Source organism: Mycobacterium conspicuum (assembly GCF_010730195.1).
Taxonomy (GTDB): domain Bacteria; phylum Actinomycetota; class Actinomycetes; order Mycobacteriales; family Mycobacteriaceae; genus Mycobacterium; species Mycobacterium conspicuum.
Map to the genome: position 1 here is coordinate 993,484 of NZ_AP022613.1, position 14,713 is coordinate 1,008,196.

18 protein-coding genes are annotated in these 14,713 nt (G+C 68.0%); 8 read left to right on the forward strand and 10 right to left on the reverse strand.

Annotation, left to right across the window (positions count from 1 at the left end):
- Positions 1 to 3: 3 nt before the first annotated feature.
- Positions 4 to 1,422: a phytoene desaturase family protein gene (locus G6N66_RS04740; RefSeq protein WP_139825052.1), complete on the reverse strand. Its 1,419-nt coding sequence runs from the start codon at positions 1,420 to 1,422 to the stop codon at positions 4 to 6.
- A gap of 131 nt (positions 1,423 to 1,553) precedes the next feature.
- Here G6N66_RS04740 and G6N66_RS04745 point away from each other — a divergent pair, with 131 nt between their 5' ends.
- Together G6N66_RS04745 and G6N66_RS04750 are read left to right on the forward strand one after the other, a co-directional pair.
- Positions 1,554 to 2,135 carry an HdeD family acid-resistance protein gene (locus G6N66_RS04745; protein ID WP_085231413.1) on the forward strand — a complete coding sequence of 194 codons (582 nt, stop codon included), beginning with the start codon at positions 1,554 to 1,556 and terminating at the stop codon, positions 2,133 to 2,135.
- A gap of 94 nt (positions 2,136 to 2,229) precedes the next feature.
- Positions 2,230 to 3,738 (forward strand): long-chain-fatty-acid--CoA ligase, encoded by a 1,509-nt coding sequence (locus G6N66_RS04750; RefSeq protein ID WP_085231557.1) that lies wholly within the window; start codon positions 2,230 to 2,232, stop codon positions 3,736 to 3,738.
- Between the two features lie 62 nt (positions 3,739 to 3,800).
- Here G6N66_RS04750 and G6N66_RS04755 read toward each other — a convergent pair whose 3' ends face one another.
- Complete coding sequence (locus tag G6N66_RS04755; protein ID WP_085231556.1) at positions 3,801 to 4,271, reverse strand: YbaK/EbsC family protein; 471 nt, start codon at positions 4,269 to 4,271, stop codon at positions 3,801 to 3,803.
- Positions 4,258 to 5,106: an SDR family oxidoreductase gene (locus G6N66_RS04760; protein WP_085231412.1), complete on the reverse strand. Its 849-nt coding sequence runs from the start codon at positions 5,104 to 5,106 to the stop codon at positions 4,258 to 4,260. Before G6N66_RS04760 ends, G6N66_RS04755 begins: the two co-directional genes overlap by 14 nt.
- Positions 5,107 to 5,359: 253 nt before the next feature.
- Here G6N66_RS04760 and G6N66_RS04765 point away from each other — a divergent pair, with 253 nt between their 5' ends.
- Entirely contained in the window at positions 5,360 to 6,025 is a 666-nt protein-coding gene (locus G6N66_RS04765) for a sigma-70 family RNA polymerase sigma factor (RefSeq protein WP_372515611.1), read from the forward strand.
- The gene (rsrA, locus tag G6N66_RS04770; protein WP_085231410.1) at positions 6,022 to 6,324 is read left to right on the forward strand and encodes a mycothiol system anti-sigma-R factor; all 303 of its coding nucleotides are present in this window, start codon (positions 6,022 to 6,024) and stop codon (positions 6,322 to 6,324) included. The genes G6N66_RS04765 and rsrA overlap by 4 nt, the downstream gene beginning before the upstream one ends.
- A 4-nt stretch (positions 6,325 to 6,328) precedes the next feature.
- On the opposite strand, the gene G6N66_RS30330 is transcribed toward rsrA, so the two are convergent.
- Entirely contained in the window at positions 6,329 to 6,403 is a 75-nt protein-coding gene (locus G6N66_RS30330; protein ID WP_139825066.1) for a 50S ribosomal protein bL37, read from the reverse strand.
- A 200-nt stretch (positions 6,404 to 6,603) separates the two neighbouring features.
- On the opposite strand from G6N66_RS30330, the gene G6N66_RS04775 reads away from it, so the two are divergent.
- Together G6N66_RS04775 and G6N66_RS04780 are read left to right on the forward strand one after the other, a co-directional pair.
- A complete protein-coding gene (locus G6N66_RS04775) occupies positions 6,604 to 6,819 on the forward strand; it encodes a biotin/lipoyl-binding carrier protein (protein WP_085231555.1) in 216 nt (71 codons plus the stop codon).
- Between the two features lie 38 nt (positions 6,820 to 6,857).
- A complete protein-coding gene (locus G6N66_RS04780; protein WP_085231409.1) occupies positions 6,858 to 8,378 on the forward strand; it encodes a sensor histidine kinase in 1,521 nt (506 codons plus the stop codon).
- A gap of 60 nt (positions 8,379 to 8,438) precedes the next feature.
- Here the strand turns inward: G6N66_RS04780 and whiB1 are convergent, their stop codons facing one another.
- Positions 8,439 to 8,693: a transcriptional regulator WhiB1 gene (gene whiB1 / locus G6N66_RS04785; RefSeq protein ID WP_085231408.1), complete on the reverse strand. Its 255-nt coding sequence runs from the start codon at positions 8,691 to 8,693 to the stop codon at positions 8,439 to 8,441.
- A 278-nt stretch (positions 8,694 to 8,971) separates the two neighbouring features.
- Positions 8,972 to 9,937, reverse strand: coding sequence for a diacylglycerol/lipid kinase family protein (locus tag G6N66_RS04790; protein WP_085231407.1), 966 nt, complete (start codon positions 9,935 to 9,937; stop codon positions 8,972 to 8,974).
- Between the two features lie 57 nt (positions 9,938 to 9,994).
- On the opposite strand from G6N66_RS04790, the gene G6N66_RS04795 reads away from it, so the two are divergent.
- On the forward strand, positions 9,995 to 10,459 hold the full coding sequence (locus G6N66_RS04795; RefSeq protein WP_085231406.1) for a hypothetical protein: 465 nt from the start codon (positions 9,995 to 9,997) through the stop codon (positions 10,457 to 10,459).
- On the opposite strand, the gene G6N66_RS04800 is transcribed toward G6N66_RS04795, so the two are convergent.
- Genes G6N66_RS04800 through G6N66_RS04810 form a run of 3 tightly spaced genes read right to left on the reverse strand, consistent with a single transcriptional unit; the run spans position 10,411 to position 12,577 of the window.
- Positions 10,411 to 10,893, reverse strand: coding sequence for a GNAT family N-acetyltransferase (locus tag G6N66_RS04800; RefSeq protein ID WP_085231405.1), 483 nt, complete (start codon positions 10,891 to 10,893; stop codon positions 10,411 to 10,413). The two genes, G6N66_RS04795 and G6N66_RS04800, sit on opposite strands and share 49 nt — an antisense overlap.
- Positions 10,890 to 11,990, reverse strand: a complete 1,101-nt coding sequence (locus tag G6N66_RS04805) for an isochorismate synthase (protein WP_085231404.1) — start codon at positions 11,988 to 11,990, stop codon at positions 10,890 to 10,892. Before G6N66_RS04805 ends, G6N66_RS04800 begins: the two co-directional genes overlap by 4 nt.
- On the reverse strand, positions 11,987 to 12,577 hold the full coding sequence (locus G6N66_RS04810) for an acid phosphatase (protein ID WP_085231403.1): 591 nt from the start codon (positions 12,575 to 12,577) through the stop codon (positions 11,987 to 11,989). The genes G6N66_RS04805 and G6N66_RS04810 overlap by 4 nt, the downstream gene beginning before the upstream one ends.
- A gap of 108 nt (positions 12,578 to 12,685) precedes the next feature.
- Here G6N66_RS04810 and G6N66_RS04815 point away from each other — a divergent pair, with 108 nt between their 5' ends.
- Complete coding sequence (locus tag G6N66_RS04815) at positions 12,686 to 13,489, forward strand: ParA family protein (protein ID WP_085231402.1); 804 nt, start codon at positions 12,686 to 12,688, stop codon at positions 13,487 to 13,489.
- A 7-nt stretch (positions 13,490 to 13,496) separates the two neighbouring features.
- Here the strand turns inward: G6N66_RS04815 and G6N66_RS04820 are convergent, their stop codons facing one another.
- Complete coding sequence (locus G6N66_RS04820) at positions 13,497 to 14,711, reverse strand: Rv3212 family protein (protein WP_085231401.1); 1,215 nt, start codon at positions 14,709 to 14,711, stop codon at positions 13,497 to 13,499.
- Positions 14,712 to 14,713 lie beyond the last annotated feature (2 nt).

Genomic DNA, 14,713 nt, shown 5'->3' on the forward strand with positions numbered 1-14,713 from the left:
GCGCTAGGTGGCGAGGTGCGCCAGCGCGAGCCGGGCGGCGTTGGCGCCGCACATGCCGTGCGCGCCCGGGCCCGGCGGGGTGGCCGCCGAGCAGATGTACATGCCCGGAACGCCAACGCGGTAGGGCGACAGTGTGATTCGCGGACCGAACGTCAGCTGGCGAAGGTCCTTGGCGCCGGTCATGATGTCGCCGCCGACGAAATTCGCGTCGTAGCAGTCCATCTCGGTCGTCGAGCGAACCGCCAACCCGATGATGCGGTCCCGGAAGCCCGGGGCGAACCGTTCGATCTGGGCGGTGATCGCCTCGGTCGCGTCACCGGTGTAGCCGTTCGGCACGTGGGCGTAGCTCCACACCGGATGGACATCGCCCACCGAGCGCTGCGGGTCGACCAGATACTGCTGGCCGACCAGGACGAACGGACGCTCGGGCATGCGGCCGGCGTGGATCTCGCGTTCGGTGGCGGCCAGTTCGGCGAAGCTGCCGGCGAGGTGCACCGTGCCGGCCCGGTGCGCGTCCGGGTTCGTCCAGGGCACACCGCCCTCGACGGCGAAGTCGACCTTGAAGGCGCCGGGGCCGCGCCGGAATTTGGTGAACGCCCGCAAGATTCGGCGAGGTAGCCGCTCGCCGAGGATCCGGGCGACCGCGCCGGGCGCCAGATCGAACATGGTGATATCCGCGGGCGGCAACTGCGCGGCATCTTCCACCCGCACGCCGGTCTCGACCTTGCCGCCCAGATCGCCGAGCAGTGACACCATCGCGTTGGTGATCGATTGCGAGCCGCCCTCGGCCACCGCCCAGCCGTGCCGGTGGCCGGCCGCGATGATGCCCATCCCGATGGCCGACGTCATCGGGTAGTGCAACGGCCGGAAGGCATGGGCCGCAACGCCTCCGAACAAGGCACCGCCCTGCTCGGTGCGGAAGAACCGGGCGAAGGTCGAAGCCGGAAGCACGGTGGGCGCCCCGAACCGCGCCAGCATCAGCGGGTGATGCGGGAACCGCAGCAGCGGCCGCATGATGTCCTCGGACAGGGCGTCAAACCTCGAAGCCGGGTAGCCGAACGCAAGCTCCCACCGCGAGCCGTCGCGACCGAGGCCGGCGGCGGTCTGCCGCACCGAGCGGTGCAGCACTCCGGCGCTGCCGTCGTCGAGCGGGTGCACGCAGTCGATCTCCGGCCAGCGCCACGCAAGGCCGTAGCGGTCGAGGTTGAAGCGGCTCAGAAACGGCGACCCGACGGCCATCGGGTGGATCGCCGAGCAGTGGTCGTGCAGCAGGCCGGGAACGATGGCTTCGCCGCTGCGGGTGCCGCCGCCGACCTCGTCGGCGGCCTCGAGCACGGTGACCCGCACGCCTTCGGCGGCCAAGACGACGGCGGCGGCGAGCCCGTTGGGGCCGCCGCCCACGACCACCGCGGTGTTGTTCACACTGCCCAGTATCTACGCGTGGTTGTGATCGGGTAACGAAAGCGGCTCGTCCACATTGCGATACCGGCGCTTCACCGGATTGTGTCGCCACGAACATTCTCTTAGCGCGGGCCCCGACCTATCGTTTTTTCATGACAACCAGCGAAAAGACCGTTTTTGAAGGTCCTTTGCAGCAACTCGCCCGGAGCACCTGGCAAATGCTCCTGCTTGTCGGCATCACATCCATAGCCCTTGGTGTCATCGTGCTCGCTTGGCCGGGCAAGACATTGTGGGTGGCCGGTGCGTTGTTCGGCATCTACCTGGTGGTGTCCGGAATCGGTTACATGTTTGCCGCTTTCGGTACCCATGCCGGCGCCGCGATGAGGGTGCTGGGGTTCATCACCGGCGCCGTGTCGGTGGTGCTGGGCTTCTTCTGCTTCCGCGACAAGTTCGAGGCGGTCGCGCTATTGGCCCTCTGGATCGGGATCGGCTGGGTGTTCCGGGGGATGACCCTGCTCGCCTCGGCGTTGTCGTTCGATCACCTGCCCGGACGTGGCTGGCAGGTGATCTCCGGTCTGATCATCGTCATCGGCGGCGGCGTGCTGATCATCTCGCCGATCGAGTCGATCGCGATCCTGACCCTGGTCGCCGGCTGCTGGCTGATCGCCATCGGCCTGATGGACATCATCAGCGCCTTCGGGGTCCGCAGCCGCGCAAAGGCGCACGGCGGGTAGGAAACTCGACCGCGCATCGTCTGCCGCGGCATTGTCTTGCTCTCACGCCTGAACGACGATGGGAGGGCAACAGGACATTTCCGAAAGGCACCCGATGACCGGTTTGAGCGCCAACCTCGTCGCATCGAAAGACCGCAACCCCGACCGGATCGCGTTGCGGTGTGACGATCTGCAGATCACCTACGGCGAGTTCGATGCCGCCGCCGCCCGCGTGGCCACGCTGCTGCAGCAGGCCGACATCGAGCCCGGCGACCGGGTCGGGGTGATGCTGCCCAACACCCCGGCATTCGCCATCGCGTTCTACGGGATCATTTACCGCGGCGCCGTCGCGGTTCCGATGAACCCGCTGCTCAAGTCCCGCGAGGTGGCCTTCTACCTGTCCAACACCGGCGCCAAGGCGCTGTTCGCGGCGACCGTTTTCGCCGAGGAGGCCAACGCCGGCGCCGCCGAGGCGGGCGCCACGTGTTGGCTCGTGGACGACGCCGGCCTGGCCGAGCTGACCGCGGATCTCCCGGGCCAAGCGCCGGTGCAGCGCGCCGACGACGACGTCGCGGTCATCCTGCATACGTCCGGCACCACCGGCAAGCCCAAGGGCGCGATGCTCACGCACGGCAACCTGAGCCGCAACTGCGAGGTCAGCATGCGCACCCTGGTCGAGACCGGCCCGGACGACGTGGTGATGGGCTGCCTGCCGCTGTTCCACGTCTTCGGACTGACCTGCGGCCTCAACGTGTCGGTCCTCGCCGGCGCGATGTTGACCTTGATCCCACGGTTCGACCCGCGCACCGCGCTCGAGGTGATCGAGCGCGACCACGTCACGGTGTTCGAGGGCGTGCCGACGATGTATTCGGCACTGCTCAGCGTGGCGGACGACACCTCCTCCGAGGCCACGCGCAGCCTGCGCACCTGTGTCTCCGGTGGCGCGGCGCTGCCCGTCCAGGTGCTCAACGACTTCGAAAAGGCTTTCGGCTGCACCGTTCTCGAGGGCTACGGCCTGTCCGAGAGCTCTCCGGCTGCCGCGTTCAATCACCCGAATCGCGAACGCAAGGCGGGCTCCATCGGCACCCCGATCGAAGGAGTCGAGATGCGGCTGGTCGATCTGGACGGGGTCGAGGTCCCGCCGGGCCAGACCGGCGAGATCCAGATCCGCGGCCACAACGTCATGAAGGGCTACTGGAACCTGCCCGACGCGACGAAGGCCACCATCACCGAAGACGGGTGGCTGAACACCGGGGACGTCGGACGCGTCGACGAGGACGGCTACTTCTACATCGTCGATCGCACCAAGGACATGATCATTCGCGGCGGCTACAACGTGTACCCCCGCGAGATCGAGGAGGTGCTCTACGAGCATCCGGAGGTGGCCGAGGCCGCCGTCATCGGCGTCCCGCACGACTCCCTCGGCGAGGAAGTCGCCGCCGCCGTCGCCCTCAAGAAGGACGCAGCGGTGACGGCCGAGGAGTTGCGGGACTACGTCAAGGCCCGGGTGGCCGCCTACAAGTATCCGCGCCAGGTGTGGCTCGTCGACGCGCTGCCCAAGGGGCCCACCGGCAAGGTCCAGAAACGCGACATCACCGTTCCCACAGGCGAAAGCACGGGATAACCTCCCCAACTTTCGCGAGCGTAACCGCACCGCGAATCCAAGCGCCGGTTTTCGCGGTGCGGTTACGCTCGCGCAATCAAATCCGCGGTGATCGCGCCCGTCAGCCGGATCAGGTCGTGCGGCGAAACCACCACATCCCAGCCGCGCCTACCGGCACTGCACAACATCCGCTCCCAGCCCAGCGCCGAGGCGTCCAGCACCGTCCGCAGCCGCTTGCGCTGCCCGAACGGCGAGATCCCGCCGACCACGTAGCCGGTGGAGCGCTCGGCCGCGGCGGGTTCGGCCATTGTGGCTTTGGGCACGCCTAGCGCCGCCGCGGCCGCCTTCAACGACAGCTTCGACGGCACCGGCACGATCGCCACGGCCAGCTCCTGCGGTAGAGCGATGATGAGCGTCTTGAACACCTGCTCGGGCGCGAACTCCCCGGAGTCCGACAGGTCGGTGACGACGTCGAAGTGGCAAACCTCATGTGGCACACCGGCTTTCACAAGGGCAGCGATCCCCGGTGTGGCCACGCGCTTAAGGCCCCGAATATCCCGGCGGGTTGACGCCGTCCACCCAGAAGTCGACGCCGAGCTTCGAACCCGGAACGCAGTCGTAGACCGAGAGGTCCTTGACGCCGGAGTCCACCAGCACGTCCTCGCACAGCAGCATGTTGCCGGTGTACTCCTTCGCCGGCTTGTTGAGGATGACGTAGGCCGCGTCGGAATACACCTCGGGCTTGCGCGCGCGACCCATCGCCTCGTCGCCGCCGAGGAGGTTCTGCACCGCGGCGGTGGCCACCAGGGTGCGCGGCCACAGCGTGTTCGACGCGATGCCGTGCTCGCGCATCTCCTCGGCGATCCCCAACGCACACAGCGTCATGCCGAACTTGGCCATCATGTAGGCGGTCGGCTTCAGCCATTCCTTGCCCAGCAGCACCGGCGGCGACAGGGTCAGGATGTGCGGGTTCTCCCGCCCCTTCAGGTGCGGGATGCACGCCTGCGACACCGCGTAGGTGCCGCGCACCTGGATGCCGTTCATCAGATCGAAGCGCTTCATCGGCACCTCGGTGATCGACCCCAGGTTGATCGCCGACGCGTTGTTGACGCAGATGTCGATGCCGCCGAACTGCTCGACGGTCTTGGCCACGGCGGATTCCACCGAGTCCGGGTCGCGGACGTCTCCGACGATCGGCAGCGCCTGACCGCCCGCCTCCTCGAGTTCCTTGGCCGCCGTATACACCGTGCCCGGCAACTTGGGGTGCGGCTCGGCGGTCTTGGCGATCAGGGCGATGTTGGCGCCGTCTTGCGCGGCCCGCTTGGCGATGGCGAGGCCGATGCCGCGGCTGGCCCCAGAGATGAACATGGTCTTGCCTTTAAGGGACATGGCGTCACACTAACGCCCTGCGGCGCCCGATCTGACCGGGGGCTTCGGAAATAGCCCGGGTCAAACCGCTGTTAAAACGTTCGGTTTACTTTCGGCAGGTGATACACACGAGCACGGTGTCGGTCGCAGCCTCTAGATTGGGAGGAGGAGTCTGGTGTCTCCGACGTCGATGGCGACGAGCCTGTTAGCGAGTCCGGTGTCACTACCGGTGTGGTCCGGGGACACCGCGACAGAAGGGACCGTGCTAATCGAAATGGCCGACCTCAACGACTTCGACGATGGTCAGGGGCCGCCGCGGCCTGCAGAGACCCGTGAAGAAACCCGTGAAGAAACCGATGCGGAGCTGACGGCGCGCTTCGAGCGCGACGCGATTCCGTTGCTGGATCAGCTGTACGGCGGCGCGCTGCGCATGACGCGCAATCCCGCCGACGCGGAGGACCTGCTGCAAGAGACGATGGTGAAGGCCTACGCCGGGTTCCGGTCGTTCCGGGAGGGCACCAACCTCAAGGCGTGGCTGTACCGGATTCTGACCAATACCTACATCAACAGCTACCGCAAGAAGCAGCGGCAGCCGTCGGAGTATCCGACCGAGGAGATCACCGACTGGCAGCTGGCGGCCAACGCCGAGCATTCCTCCACCGGATTGCGCTCGGCCGAGGTCGAGGCGCTGGAGTCGCTGCCGGATACCGAGATCAAGGCGGCGCTGCAGGCATTGCCCGAAGAGTTCCGCATGGCGGTGTACTACGCCGATGTGGAAGGTTTCCCGTACAAGGAAATCGCGGAGATCATGGACACGCCGATCGGGACCGTGATGTCCCGGCTGCACCGCGGCCGGCGTCAGCTGCGCAGTCTGCTGGCCGACGTGGCCAAGGACCGCGGCTTCATCCGAGGTCAGGCGCCTGAGGAGGTGTCGTCATGAGCGAGTTTTCCGAGCCGGCGGCGCCGTGCCCCAACGACGACGCGCATGGCGACATCGGCTGCGCGCAGGTGATCGCCGAGGTATGGACGCTGCTGGACGGCGAATGCACGCCGGAAAACAAGGAGAAGCTGCGTCGGCACCTCGAGGCCTGCCCGGGATGCTTCAAGCATTACGGGCTCGAGGAGCGGATCAAGGCGTTGATTGCCGCCAAGTGCAAAGGCGAGAAGGCCCCCGAGGGTTTGAAGGAGCGGCTTCGCCTGGAGATCCGGCGCACCACCATCATCCGGGGCGGGCCGTAGCGAGTTAGCTGTTGGGCCGCTTGCCGTGGTTGGCCTTGCTGTACTTGCGGTCTTTCTTTTTGCGGCCGCGCTTGGCCATGGGGGAACCTCCGTCAATGCTGGGATACCGGGCGCCGCGCACCCGTCAGATTGCTGTCCATCTTCTCATGGACGCCCGACGCGACGCTGACCGCCTTCGCAAGCCGGGTAACCGCGGTCTGGGTGCGTCGTGTGGTTCGATATACACCAACCGCCAGCATGCGGCCGACCTATTCCAGGGCCGAAACGAGTGGAGTGAAGATGGCCGAGGATGTTCGCGCCGAGATCGTCGCCAGTGTGCTCGAGGTCGTTGTCAACGAGGGCGACGAGATCGGCAAGGGCGACGTCGTGGTGCTGCTGGAGTCGATGAAGATGGAAATCCCCGTCCTGGCCGAAGTCGGCGGCACCGTCAGCAAGGTAAGCGTGGCGGTGGGCGACGTCATCCAGGCGGGTGACCTCATCGCCGTGATCAGCTAGGCCCGAACTTCCAGCGGGGAACGACTCGAAAGTAACTGATGTCCACGCTCGGTGATTTGCTCGCCGAACACACGATGCTGCCCGGCAACGCGGTGGATCACCTGCACGCGGTGGTCGGGGAGTGGCAGCTGCTGGCCGACCTGTCGTTCGCCGACTACCTGATGTGGGTTCGCCGCGACGACGACGTGCTGGTGTGTGTGGCGCAATGCCGGCCGAACACCGCACCGACCGTCATGCAGGCCGACGCGGTCGGCAGCGTCGTCACCGCCGAGCGGGCGCCGCTGGTCGTCGAGGCCTTCAGCGCCGCCGGCGCCGGCGTCCTGGTGCGGGAAAGCGATGCGGCCCAACGGGATTCGCGGAAACTCCCCGGACCGCACGTCGCCGCGTCGCCGGTGCGATACGGCGAACAGGTGGTGGCGGTGCTCACGCAGCATCAGACCGAGCTGGCGGCCGAGCGCAACTCCGGTCACCTCGAGACCGCCTACCGGGCGTGCGCGACGGACCTGCTGCACATGCTCGCCGAGGGCACCTTTCCCGACGTGCGGGACGTGGCCATGTCGCGCTCCACCCCGCGCGCCGGCGACGGCTTCATCCGCCTCGACGTCAACGGTGTCGTCGCGTACGCCAGCCCCAACGCCTTGTCGGCCTACCACCGGATGGGCCTGACCAGCGAGCTGGAGGACCGCAACCTGGTCCAGGTCACCCGGCCCCTGATCTCCGACTCCTTCGAGGCCCAGGAGATGGCCGAACACGTGCAGGACCTGCTCGCCGGCGGCAAGAGCATGCGGATGGAGGTCGACGCCGGCGGCGCCACGGTGCTGCTGCGGACCCTGCCGCTGGTGGTGCACGGTCGCAGCGCCGGCGCCGCGGTGCTGATCCGCGATGTCACCGAGGTGAAGCGCCGAGACCGGGCGTTGATCTCCAAGGACGCCACCATCCGCGAAATCCATCACCGCGTAAAGAACAACCTGCAGACCGTGGCCGCGCTGTTGCGTCTGCAGGCGCGCAGGACCGCCAACGCCGAGGGCCGCGAGGCGTTGATCGAGTCGGTGCGCCGGGTGTCGTCGATCGCGTTGGTCCACGACGCGTTGTCGATGTCGGTGGACGAACAGGTGAACCTTGACGAGGTCATCGACCGGATTCTGCCAATCATGAACGACGTCGCAGCGGTGGACAGGTCGATCCGGATCAACCGCGTCGGGGATCTCGGCGTGCTGGACTCCGACCGCGCGACGGCGCTGATCATGGTGATCACCGAGCTGGTGCAGAACGCCATCGAGCACGCCTTCGACCCGGCCGCCCAAGAGGGATCGGTGACGATCCGCGCCGAGCGCTCGGCGCGCTGGCTCGATGTCGTCGTGCACGACGACGGCCGCGGGTTGCCGGAGGGCTTCAGCCTGGAGAAGTCGGACAGCCTGGGCCTGCAGATCGTGCGGACCCTGGTCTCCGCCGAGCTGGACGGCTCGCTGGGCATGCGGGAAGGATCCGATCGCGGCACCGATGTCGTGCTGCGGGTGCCGATCGGACCCACCCGCCCGCGGGCGCGGCTGCTGCTGTAGGGAGCCCGCACACAAGTGCGGCCCCGACGATCGTCGAGGCCGCACCGATGTAGAGCTGGGTCAGACTCCGCTACGGGCCTTCGTCCGGGAGTTGCGACGCTTCAGCGCGCGTCGCTCGTCTTCGCTCATGCCGCCCCAGACGCCCGAGTCCTGACCTGTGTTCAGGGCCCAGGAGAGGCACTCCGTGGTCACCTGGCACCGATTACAGACCAGTTTCGCGTCAGCGATCTGCGCGAGCGCCGGACCGCTATTCCCCACCGGGAAGAACAGCTCCGGGTCCTCGTCGCGACACACCGCCTTGTGGCGCCAATCCATACGTATTACTCCTTACCGTTTGCGCAGCAAGATGCACGGGCAATTTCTGCGACTGTTAAACGCGTGCAGAAGAAAGGCTCCGTACCCCTACAAAATTTCTGCGTGCAACCTTTCGATCGTTTCACAGGCTCGACAGATGTCAATAGTCCGAGTTGGCTGGTGGGCCATCTCACTTTGAAAATCTCTCAACAAAGCCCTTACACAGTTGTACTACACTGCCGCGCTTGTTTACCGGGATTTTACGGTGTGTAGCTCGTCACTTCTGCGATAGCAGCAGGTCAGGCACGGTTTTTGGCGGGCGGGGCGACCACGGCCAGCGCATCGGGCACCGCGCGGAACGTCATGCTCTCGCGCAGGCCGAGGTACTCCCCGTCAAATTGACAGGCAATCGGAGCACCCGGCGAGGTGACCTTCAGGCAGGACACGTCGTCGTCGCGGATCAGTTGTTTGGCGTTCGGCTTGGGGCCCTTCCCGAGAATCTGCCGAACCAAGTTCAGCGTGGGCAACACCTTCATGCCGTCGAGCGCGAAGACGCCGAGCCCGGAGTCGAAGCTGCAGCCGGGGTTGGTCACCATCGGTCGGTTATTGCTGTACGTCCATGGCGTGGTGTTGGACACCCAGACGAAGTGCACGCCCGAAATCGGTTCGCGGCCAGGGAGTTCCAGCGTGAGGGTCGGTTCGCGGCGGCTAAAGGCAATGGTGAGGGGTACGGCAACCCGCCAGTAGCGCAGCGGGGTGACCTTGACGCCCTTGTCGCGTTGCGCCTCCACCCCGGCCACCACTTCCGCGTCGATGCCCATCCCCGCGTTGATCGCCGCCCATCGATCACCGCAGTCGATCAGCCCGATGCGCCGCCAGGTTTGATGGCGGCGGTAGTCGTCGAGCAGCTGGATGAGCTGATTGGCGGCCGCGACCGGATCCTTCGCGATACCCAGCGATCGGGCCAACACGTTCGCCGAACCGCCCGGCACCACGGCCACCGCGGGCACCGGACCGCTCGGTGTCGAGCCGGGACGCCCGAGCAGACCATTGATCACGCCACTCACCGTGCCGTCGCCGCCGTGTACGACGACCAGGTCGACCCCGTCGGCGACGGCCTGTTGCGCGAGCTCGGTGCCGTGACCGCGGTGGCGGGTGTGTTCGACGGTGAGCTCGAGGCGGCTCTTGAGCGCGTTGGCCAGCAGGTCGCGAGCGGCCGGCGTGGTCGAAGTGGCTGTGGGGTTCACGATCAGCACGGCGCGCATGATCGATCAGCTTAGGCGGGGCAGCTAAGCCGCCCCTGTGCGAGCCGAAGGTGGACCATGAGGGCTGGCTACGCTGGCGCTGTGACTGTGCCCAAGCCGGCCGCGCCGGCCCCCGTGCGGCGCGCGGGCTGGATCGTCGTCCTGCAGGGTGTCGCCGCGCTGGTGATGGCCGCGGTGCTGGTGATCCGCGGGTTGGGCGGGGCCGACCAGCGTGTGGTCAACGGGCTGGGCACCGCGGTCTTCTTCGTCGTGCTCGGCGGCGCGGTGCTCGCCGCCGGACGCGCGTTGGTGACCGGCAAGCGGTGGGGACGCGGCCTGGGTGTGTTCACGCAGTTGCTGCTGCTGCCCGTCGCCTGGTACCTCGCGGTGGGTTCGCATCAGCCGGCTTACGGGATCCCGGTGGGGCTGGTGGCGCTGACGGTCCTGGTGCTGTTGTTCAGTCCCGCGGCCGTGCGCTGGGCCGCCGGCGGCGATCAGCGCGGCCCGGCCAGCTCGGCCAGCTCGGGGCCCGACAGCCGATAAGTGGTCCACTCGCGCTGCGGCACCGCGCCGACCCCGTCGTACAGGGCGATGGCATCGGTGTTCCAGTTCAGCACCGCCCATGACAACCGGGTGTAGCCCCTGTCGCGGCATTCGGCCGCCAGCGCCGCGAGCAGCCTGAGGGCCAGGCCGCGGCGGCGAAACTTGGGCCATACGAACAGATCCTCCAAAAAGATCCCGGGTACGCCGTCCCAGGTGGAGAAGTTGAGAAACCACAGCGCCATCGCCGCGGCCTCGCCGTCAACCTCGGCGACGTGCGCGTGGAGCGTCGGAGAGCTACCGAAAAGTGCTGCAGCGACTTGACTTTCGGTGACAGTGCACTGATCGGGGGCACGCTCAAACTCGGCCAGTCCGTGAATCATGGCCGTGACGTCGGCGGTGTCCTCCGGTCGGGCGCGGCGGATCTTTTCGGTCATTGTTCGACTCCCAGCGCACGCAGTATCGTGGCGAATTTCGTTGTGGTTTCCGCGACTTCGTCATCGGGGTCCGACTCGGCGACGATGCCGCCACCGGCGTGGGCAAGCGCGGTGCGGCGATCGGCCGACAGCTGCGCGCAGCGGATGGACACCACCCAGCGGCCATCGCCGGCGGCGTCGCACCAGCCCGCCGCTCCGGCATAGAAACCGCGATCGCCCTCCAGCTCGGCGATCAGCTTGGCGGCGGCATCGGTCGGCACCCCGCCGACCGCCGGCGTCGGATGCAGGGCCAGTGCGAGATCGATTGCCGTCGTTGACATGTCGCGTAGCCGGCCGGTGATCGGCGTGCACAGGTGCCACACGGCGGCGGTGCGACTCAATTGCGGCTCGGGCGCGAGGGTCAGGTCGTCGCACACCGGCTCCAGGGCGGCGCGCATGGCGTCGATCACCAGGCGGTGCTCATGGCGGTCCTTGGCCGAAGCCGCCAGCGCGGCGCCGTTGGCCGCGTCGACGTCGGGGTCGGCGGCGCGTGGGGCCGAACCGGCGAACGGCCGGCACACCACGCGATCGCCGGAGCGCGCCACCAGCAGTTCGGGGGTGGCGCCCACCAGGGCGGCACCGGCGTGCGCGGCGCCGGCCGCGGTCAGGTCGACGAGATAGCCGTATGCGGTCGGGTCGGCGTTCATCAGCCGGCGCAGGACGGCGCGGGCGTCCAGCGGCGCATCGGCGGTCAGCCGCAGCGCGCGGGCCAGGACCACCTTGCGCAATGCGCTCCCCGGCGCGGTGAGACGATCGCGCGCCCGGCCGATCCGGGCACGGTATTCCGTCGGTGCCGGAATGGCCGCGGCGATGCGGACCGCCGGCAGCGGGCCCGTCGGCCAATCCGGTAGCCCGTCGAGGCGCGACACATTCTCCGGCACCAGCAACGACGCGGGTCGGTTGACGTCAAAAGGCAACGCGCCCAACACTATTGGCGTGGTCCCCGACAGCAGCGCCGCCCGGGCGGCGTGCACGTCGCTGAAGTGCGCTGCGACCCGGTCGGCGACCAGAGTCCCGCTGGGCCCGCACAGCACGAACGGCGGTTCGCCCGGGCTCACTGACCGGTCAGCCCGAGCGCCAGCAGCTGTCGTATCCCGTGCTCGAACCCGCACATCGCGATCGAGGCGGTGCGCATGCCGAACCGGCGTCCCTCAACTAGCGGCAACTCCACCCAGCGCGTGATCACCGAGCGGGAGAAATGGCCGTGGCTGACGAACACCACGTCGTGCGACTCCATCTGCGCCAGCGCCATCGCGATGGCAGCATCGGCGCGCTCGCTGACCTGCGCCACGCTCTCGCCGCCGGGACATCCGTGTGTCCACACCAGCCAGTCGGGGTCGGTTTGGTGGATCTGTGCGGTTGTCACGCCTTCGTATTCGCCGTAATCCCACTCGGCCAGCAGCGGCGACACGTCGTTCACGGTCAGGCCCGCCAACTCGGCGGTGTCCACGGCCCGCGTGCGCGGACTGCTGATCACCACCGGGTCATCGAGCCCGAGTTCACCCAACACCTGTCCGGCCGACTTGGCCTGCGCGCGGCCGTTATCGGTCAGGTCGATGTCGGTGCTGCCCGTGTGCTGGCCGGACTTCGACCATTCCGTCTCGCCGTGGCGCAGTAGCAGCAGCCGGTGGCTATGGAGGCCCATGCCAAGCAATTCTGCCGGACGGCGTCCCGAAGCGAAGCCCGAGGGAACCATGCCAGGATGGGCACTGTGACCGCGCTGGCGACGAAGTAGAGCGGAGGGGCAGCGCTTGTGAGTGAGACCCGGGTATTGGCGGTGGCCAACCAGAAGGGTGGCGTGGCGAAAACGACGACGGTCGCGTCCCTGGGTGCGGCGATGGTGGACAAGGGCCGGCGCGTCCTGCTCGTCGACCTGGACCCGCAGGGTTGTTTGACCTTCTCGCTCGGCCAAGATCCCGACAAACTCCCGGTGTCGGTGCACGAAGTGCTGCTCGGCGAGGTGGAGCCGAACGCCACGCTGGTGACGACGGCGGAGGGAATGACGTTGCTACCGGCCAACATTGACCTCGCCGGCGCCGAGGCGATGCTGCTGATGCGGGCGGGCCGCGAGTATGCGCTCAAGCGCGCGCTGGCCAAGCTCGACGACCAATTCGACGTGGTCATCGTCGACTGCCCACCGTCGCTGGGCGTGCTCACCCTCAACGGGCTCACCGCCGCCGACGAGGTCATCGTGCCGTTGCAGTGCGAGACGCTGGCCCATCGCGGGGTCGGACAGTTCCTGCGCACGGTCGCCGACGTTCAGCAGATCACCAACCCGAAGCTGCGGTTGTTGGGTGCATTGCCGACGCTGTACGACTCCCGCACCACCCATACCCGCGATGTGCTGCTCGACGTCGCCGACCGCTACGACTTGCCGGTGCTCGCGCCGCCGGTGCCGCGCACGGTGCGCTTCGCCGAGGCCAGCGCGTCCGGGTCGTCGGTGTTGGCCGGACGCAAGAACAAGGGCGCCGCGGCCTATCGCGAGCTGGCGCAGGCGCTGCTGAAGCACTGGAAGTCCGGCAACCCGCTGCCGACGTTCGACGTGGAGCTCAGTTAGCGCTCAGTTAGCCGAGCGCGACGACGGTGTCGCCGCGCTGCTCGAACACCCGGGAACCGGAGACCGCCGGGATCACGGCGGCCTTGCTGGGCGGCCGCTGCACCGGGATGTAGCGGTTGTTCGCCCCGCTGAGCGCGTCGTAGACGCCGATCCCGTCGGTGACCGGCACGAGCAGCTGTCCCGCCATCATCACGCCCGGCCCCAACGGGGCGGTCGTCTCGCCGGCGGCGATGGTGTAGCGCTGGGTCAGGGTCGCCGCGTCGAACACGACGACGGCGTCGCCGGTCCACCAGGTCACCACGCTGCCGCTTTGCGTGGCCACCGCCGAACTCGACGGCGGCTTGGGCAGCAGTGTGCTCGACACCGTGGTGCCGCTCTCGTCGACCACCTCGACCCTCGGCTGCGGTGACGGCAGGTACACCGCGGTGTTGGTCGCCGACACGGCCAGCACCCGCGCACCCGAACCCGCCCGGATGCCCGGTTCGGCCACCAAACGTTGCTGGGGTTCGTCGTCGTCCTTGCCCGGGCGCAGCAGCACGAGCCGCATGTCGGCCTGGTTCGCGCACGCTTCCAGCACCGACACCGCCGACGAGCTGGCCGCCGCGGACTCCAGCGTGCAGCCCGAGTGCAGGCCGCGGTTGGACGGCTTCACCCGCGCGTCGGTCTCGCCGTAGACCATCACCCGGACCATGTCCGAGCGCCACAGTTCCAGCCGGGTGCTGCCCACCGACAACACCGTTGTGCCGTCGGAGGACAGTCGCACCTGCCGATCGGCGTAGCCGCTGCGGGCGGGCCCGCGGACACCGGTGGAGCCGTCGATGGCGCTGACCTGACCGCAACCGCGGTCGTCGCGGTAGACCGCGACCGCGTAGTGGTAGACCCACGACACCCCGCACAGGTCGGTGTCCCGGGTGTAGCTCCAACGCGACTCGCCGGTGGCCGGGTCACGCCCGTCGACGCGTCGCCCGTCGCCGGTGGCCACCGCCCCACCCACCACGATGGGCGCGGCGGTCGCGGGGCTGGCGGCCGTCCACAGCTCTTTCAGTGAGGCCGGAACTGCCTTTGCCGCAATCGGATTGGGCACCGGGGCCGAGGCCGGGCGGCTGATCGTGGCCCGGGCATCGCTGGTCCACCAGATCAGCGCCGCGACCGTGGCAACGACCACGCCGATGATCACCGCCGCCGCGATGTCGCCCTTGGTGCGGCGCTCGGGTCTGACCATGC

What these genes read in the sequence shown, in the direction of transcription:
- G6N66_RS04795 (WP_085231406.1), top strand. Translation starts at nt 9,995, where the DNA reads ATGAGGGCTGGCTACGCTGGCGCTGTGACTGTGCCCAAGCCGGCCGCG.
- G6N66_RS04745 (WP_085231413.1), top strand. Translation starts at nt 1,554, where the DNA reads ATGACAACCAGCGAAAAGACCGTTTTTGAAGGTCCTTTGCAGCAACTC.
- rsrA (WP_085231410.1), top strand. Translation starts at nt 6,022, where the DNA reads ATGAGCGAGTTTTCCGAGCCGGCGGCGCCGTGCCCCAACGACGACGCG.
- G6N66_RS04810 (WP_085231403.1), bottom strand. Translation starts at nt 12,577, where the DNA reads ATGGGCCTCCATAGCCACCGGCTGCTGCTACTGCGCCACGGCGAGACG.
- G6N66_RS04760 (WP_085231412.1), bottom strand. Translation starts at nt 5,106, where the DNA reads ATGTCCCTTAAAGGCAAGACCATGTTCATCTCTGGGGCCAGCCGCGGC.
- whiB1 (WP_085231408.1), bottom strand. Translation starts at nt 8,693, where the DNA reads ATGGATTGGCGCCACAAGGCGGTGTGTCGCGACGAGGACCCGGAGCTG.
- G6N66_RS04790 (WP_085231407.1), bottom strand. Translation starts at nt 9,937, where the DNA reads ATGCGCGCCGTGCTGATCGTGAACCCCACAGCCACTTCGACCACGCCG.
- G6N66_RS04750 (WP_085231557.1), top strand. Translation starts at nt 2,230, where the DNA reads ATGACCGGTTTGAGCGCCAACCTCGTCGCATCGAAAGACCGCAACCCC.
- G6N66_RS04800 (WP_085231405.1), bottom strand. Translation starts at nt 10,893, where the DNA reads ATGACCGAAAAGATCCGCCGCGCCCGACCGGAGGACACCGCCGACGTC.
- G6N66_RS04765 (WP_372515611.1), top strand. Translation starts at nt 5,360, where the DNA reads ATGGCCGACCTCAACGACTTCGACGATGGTCAGGGGCCGCCGCGGCCT.
- G6N66_RS04820 (WP_085231401.1), bottom strand. Translation starts at nt 14,711, where the DNA reads ATGGTCAGACCCGAGCGCCGCACCAAGGGCGACATCGCGGCGGCGGTG.
- G6N66_RS04775 (WP_085231555.1), top strand. Translation starts at nt 6,604, where the DNA reads ATGGCCGAGGATGTTCGCGCCGAGATCGTCGCCAGTGTGCTCGAGGTC.
- G6N66_RS04780 (WP_085231409.1), top strand. Translation starts at nt 6,858, where the DNA reads ATGTCCACGCTCGGTGATTTGCTCGCCGAACACACGATGCTGCCCGGC.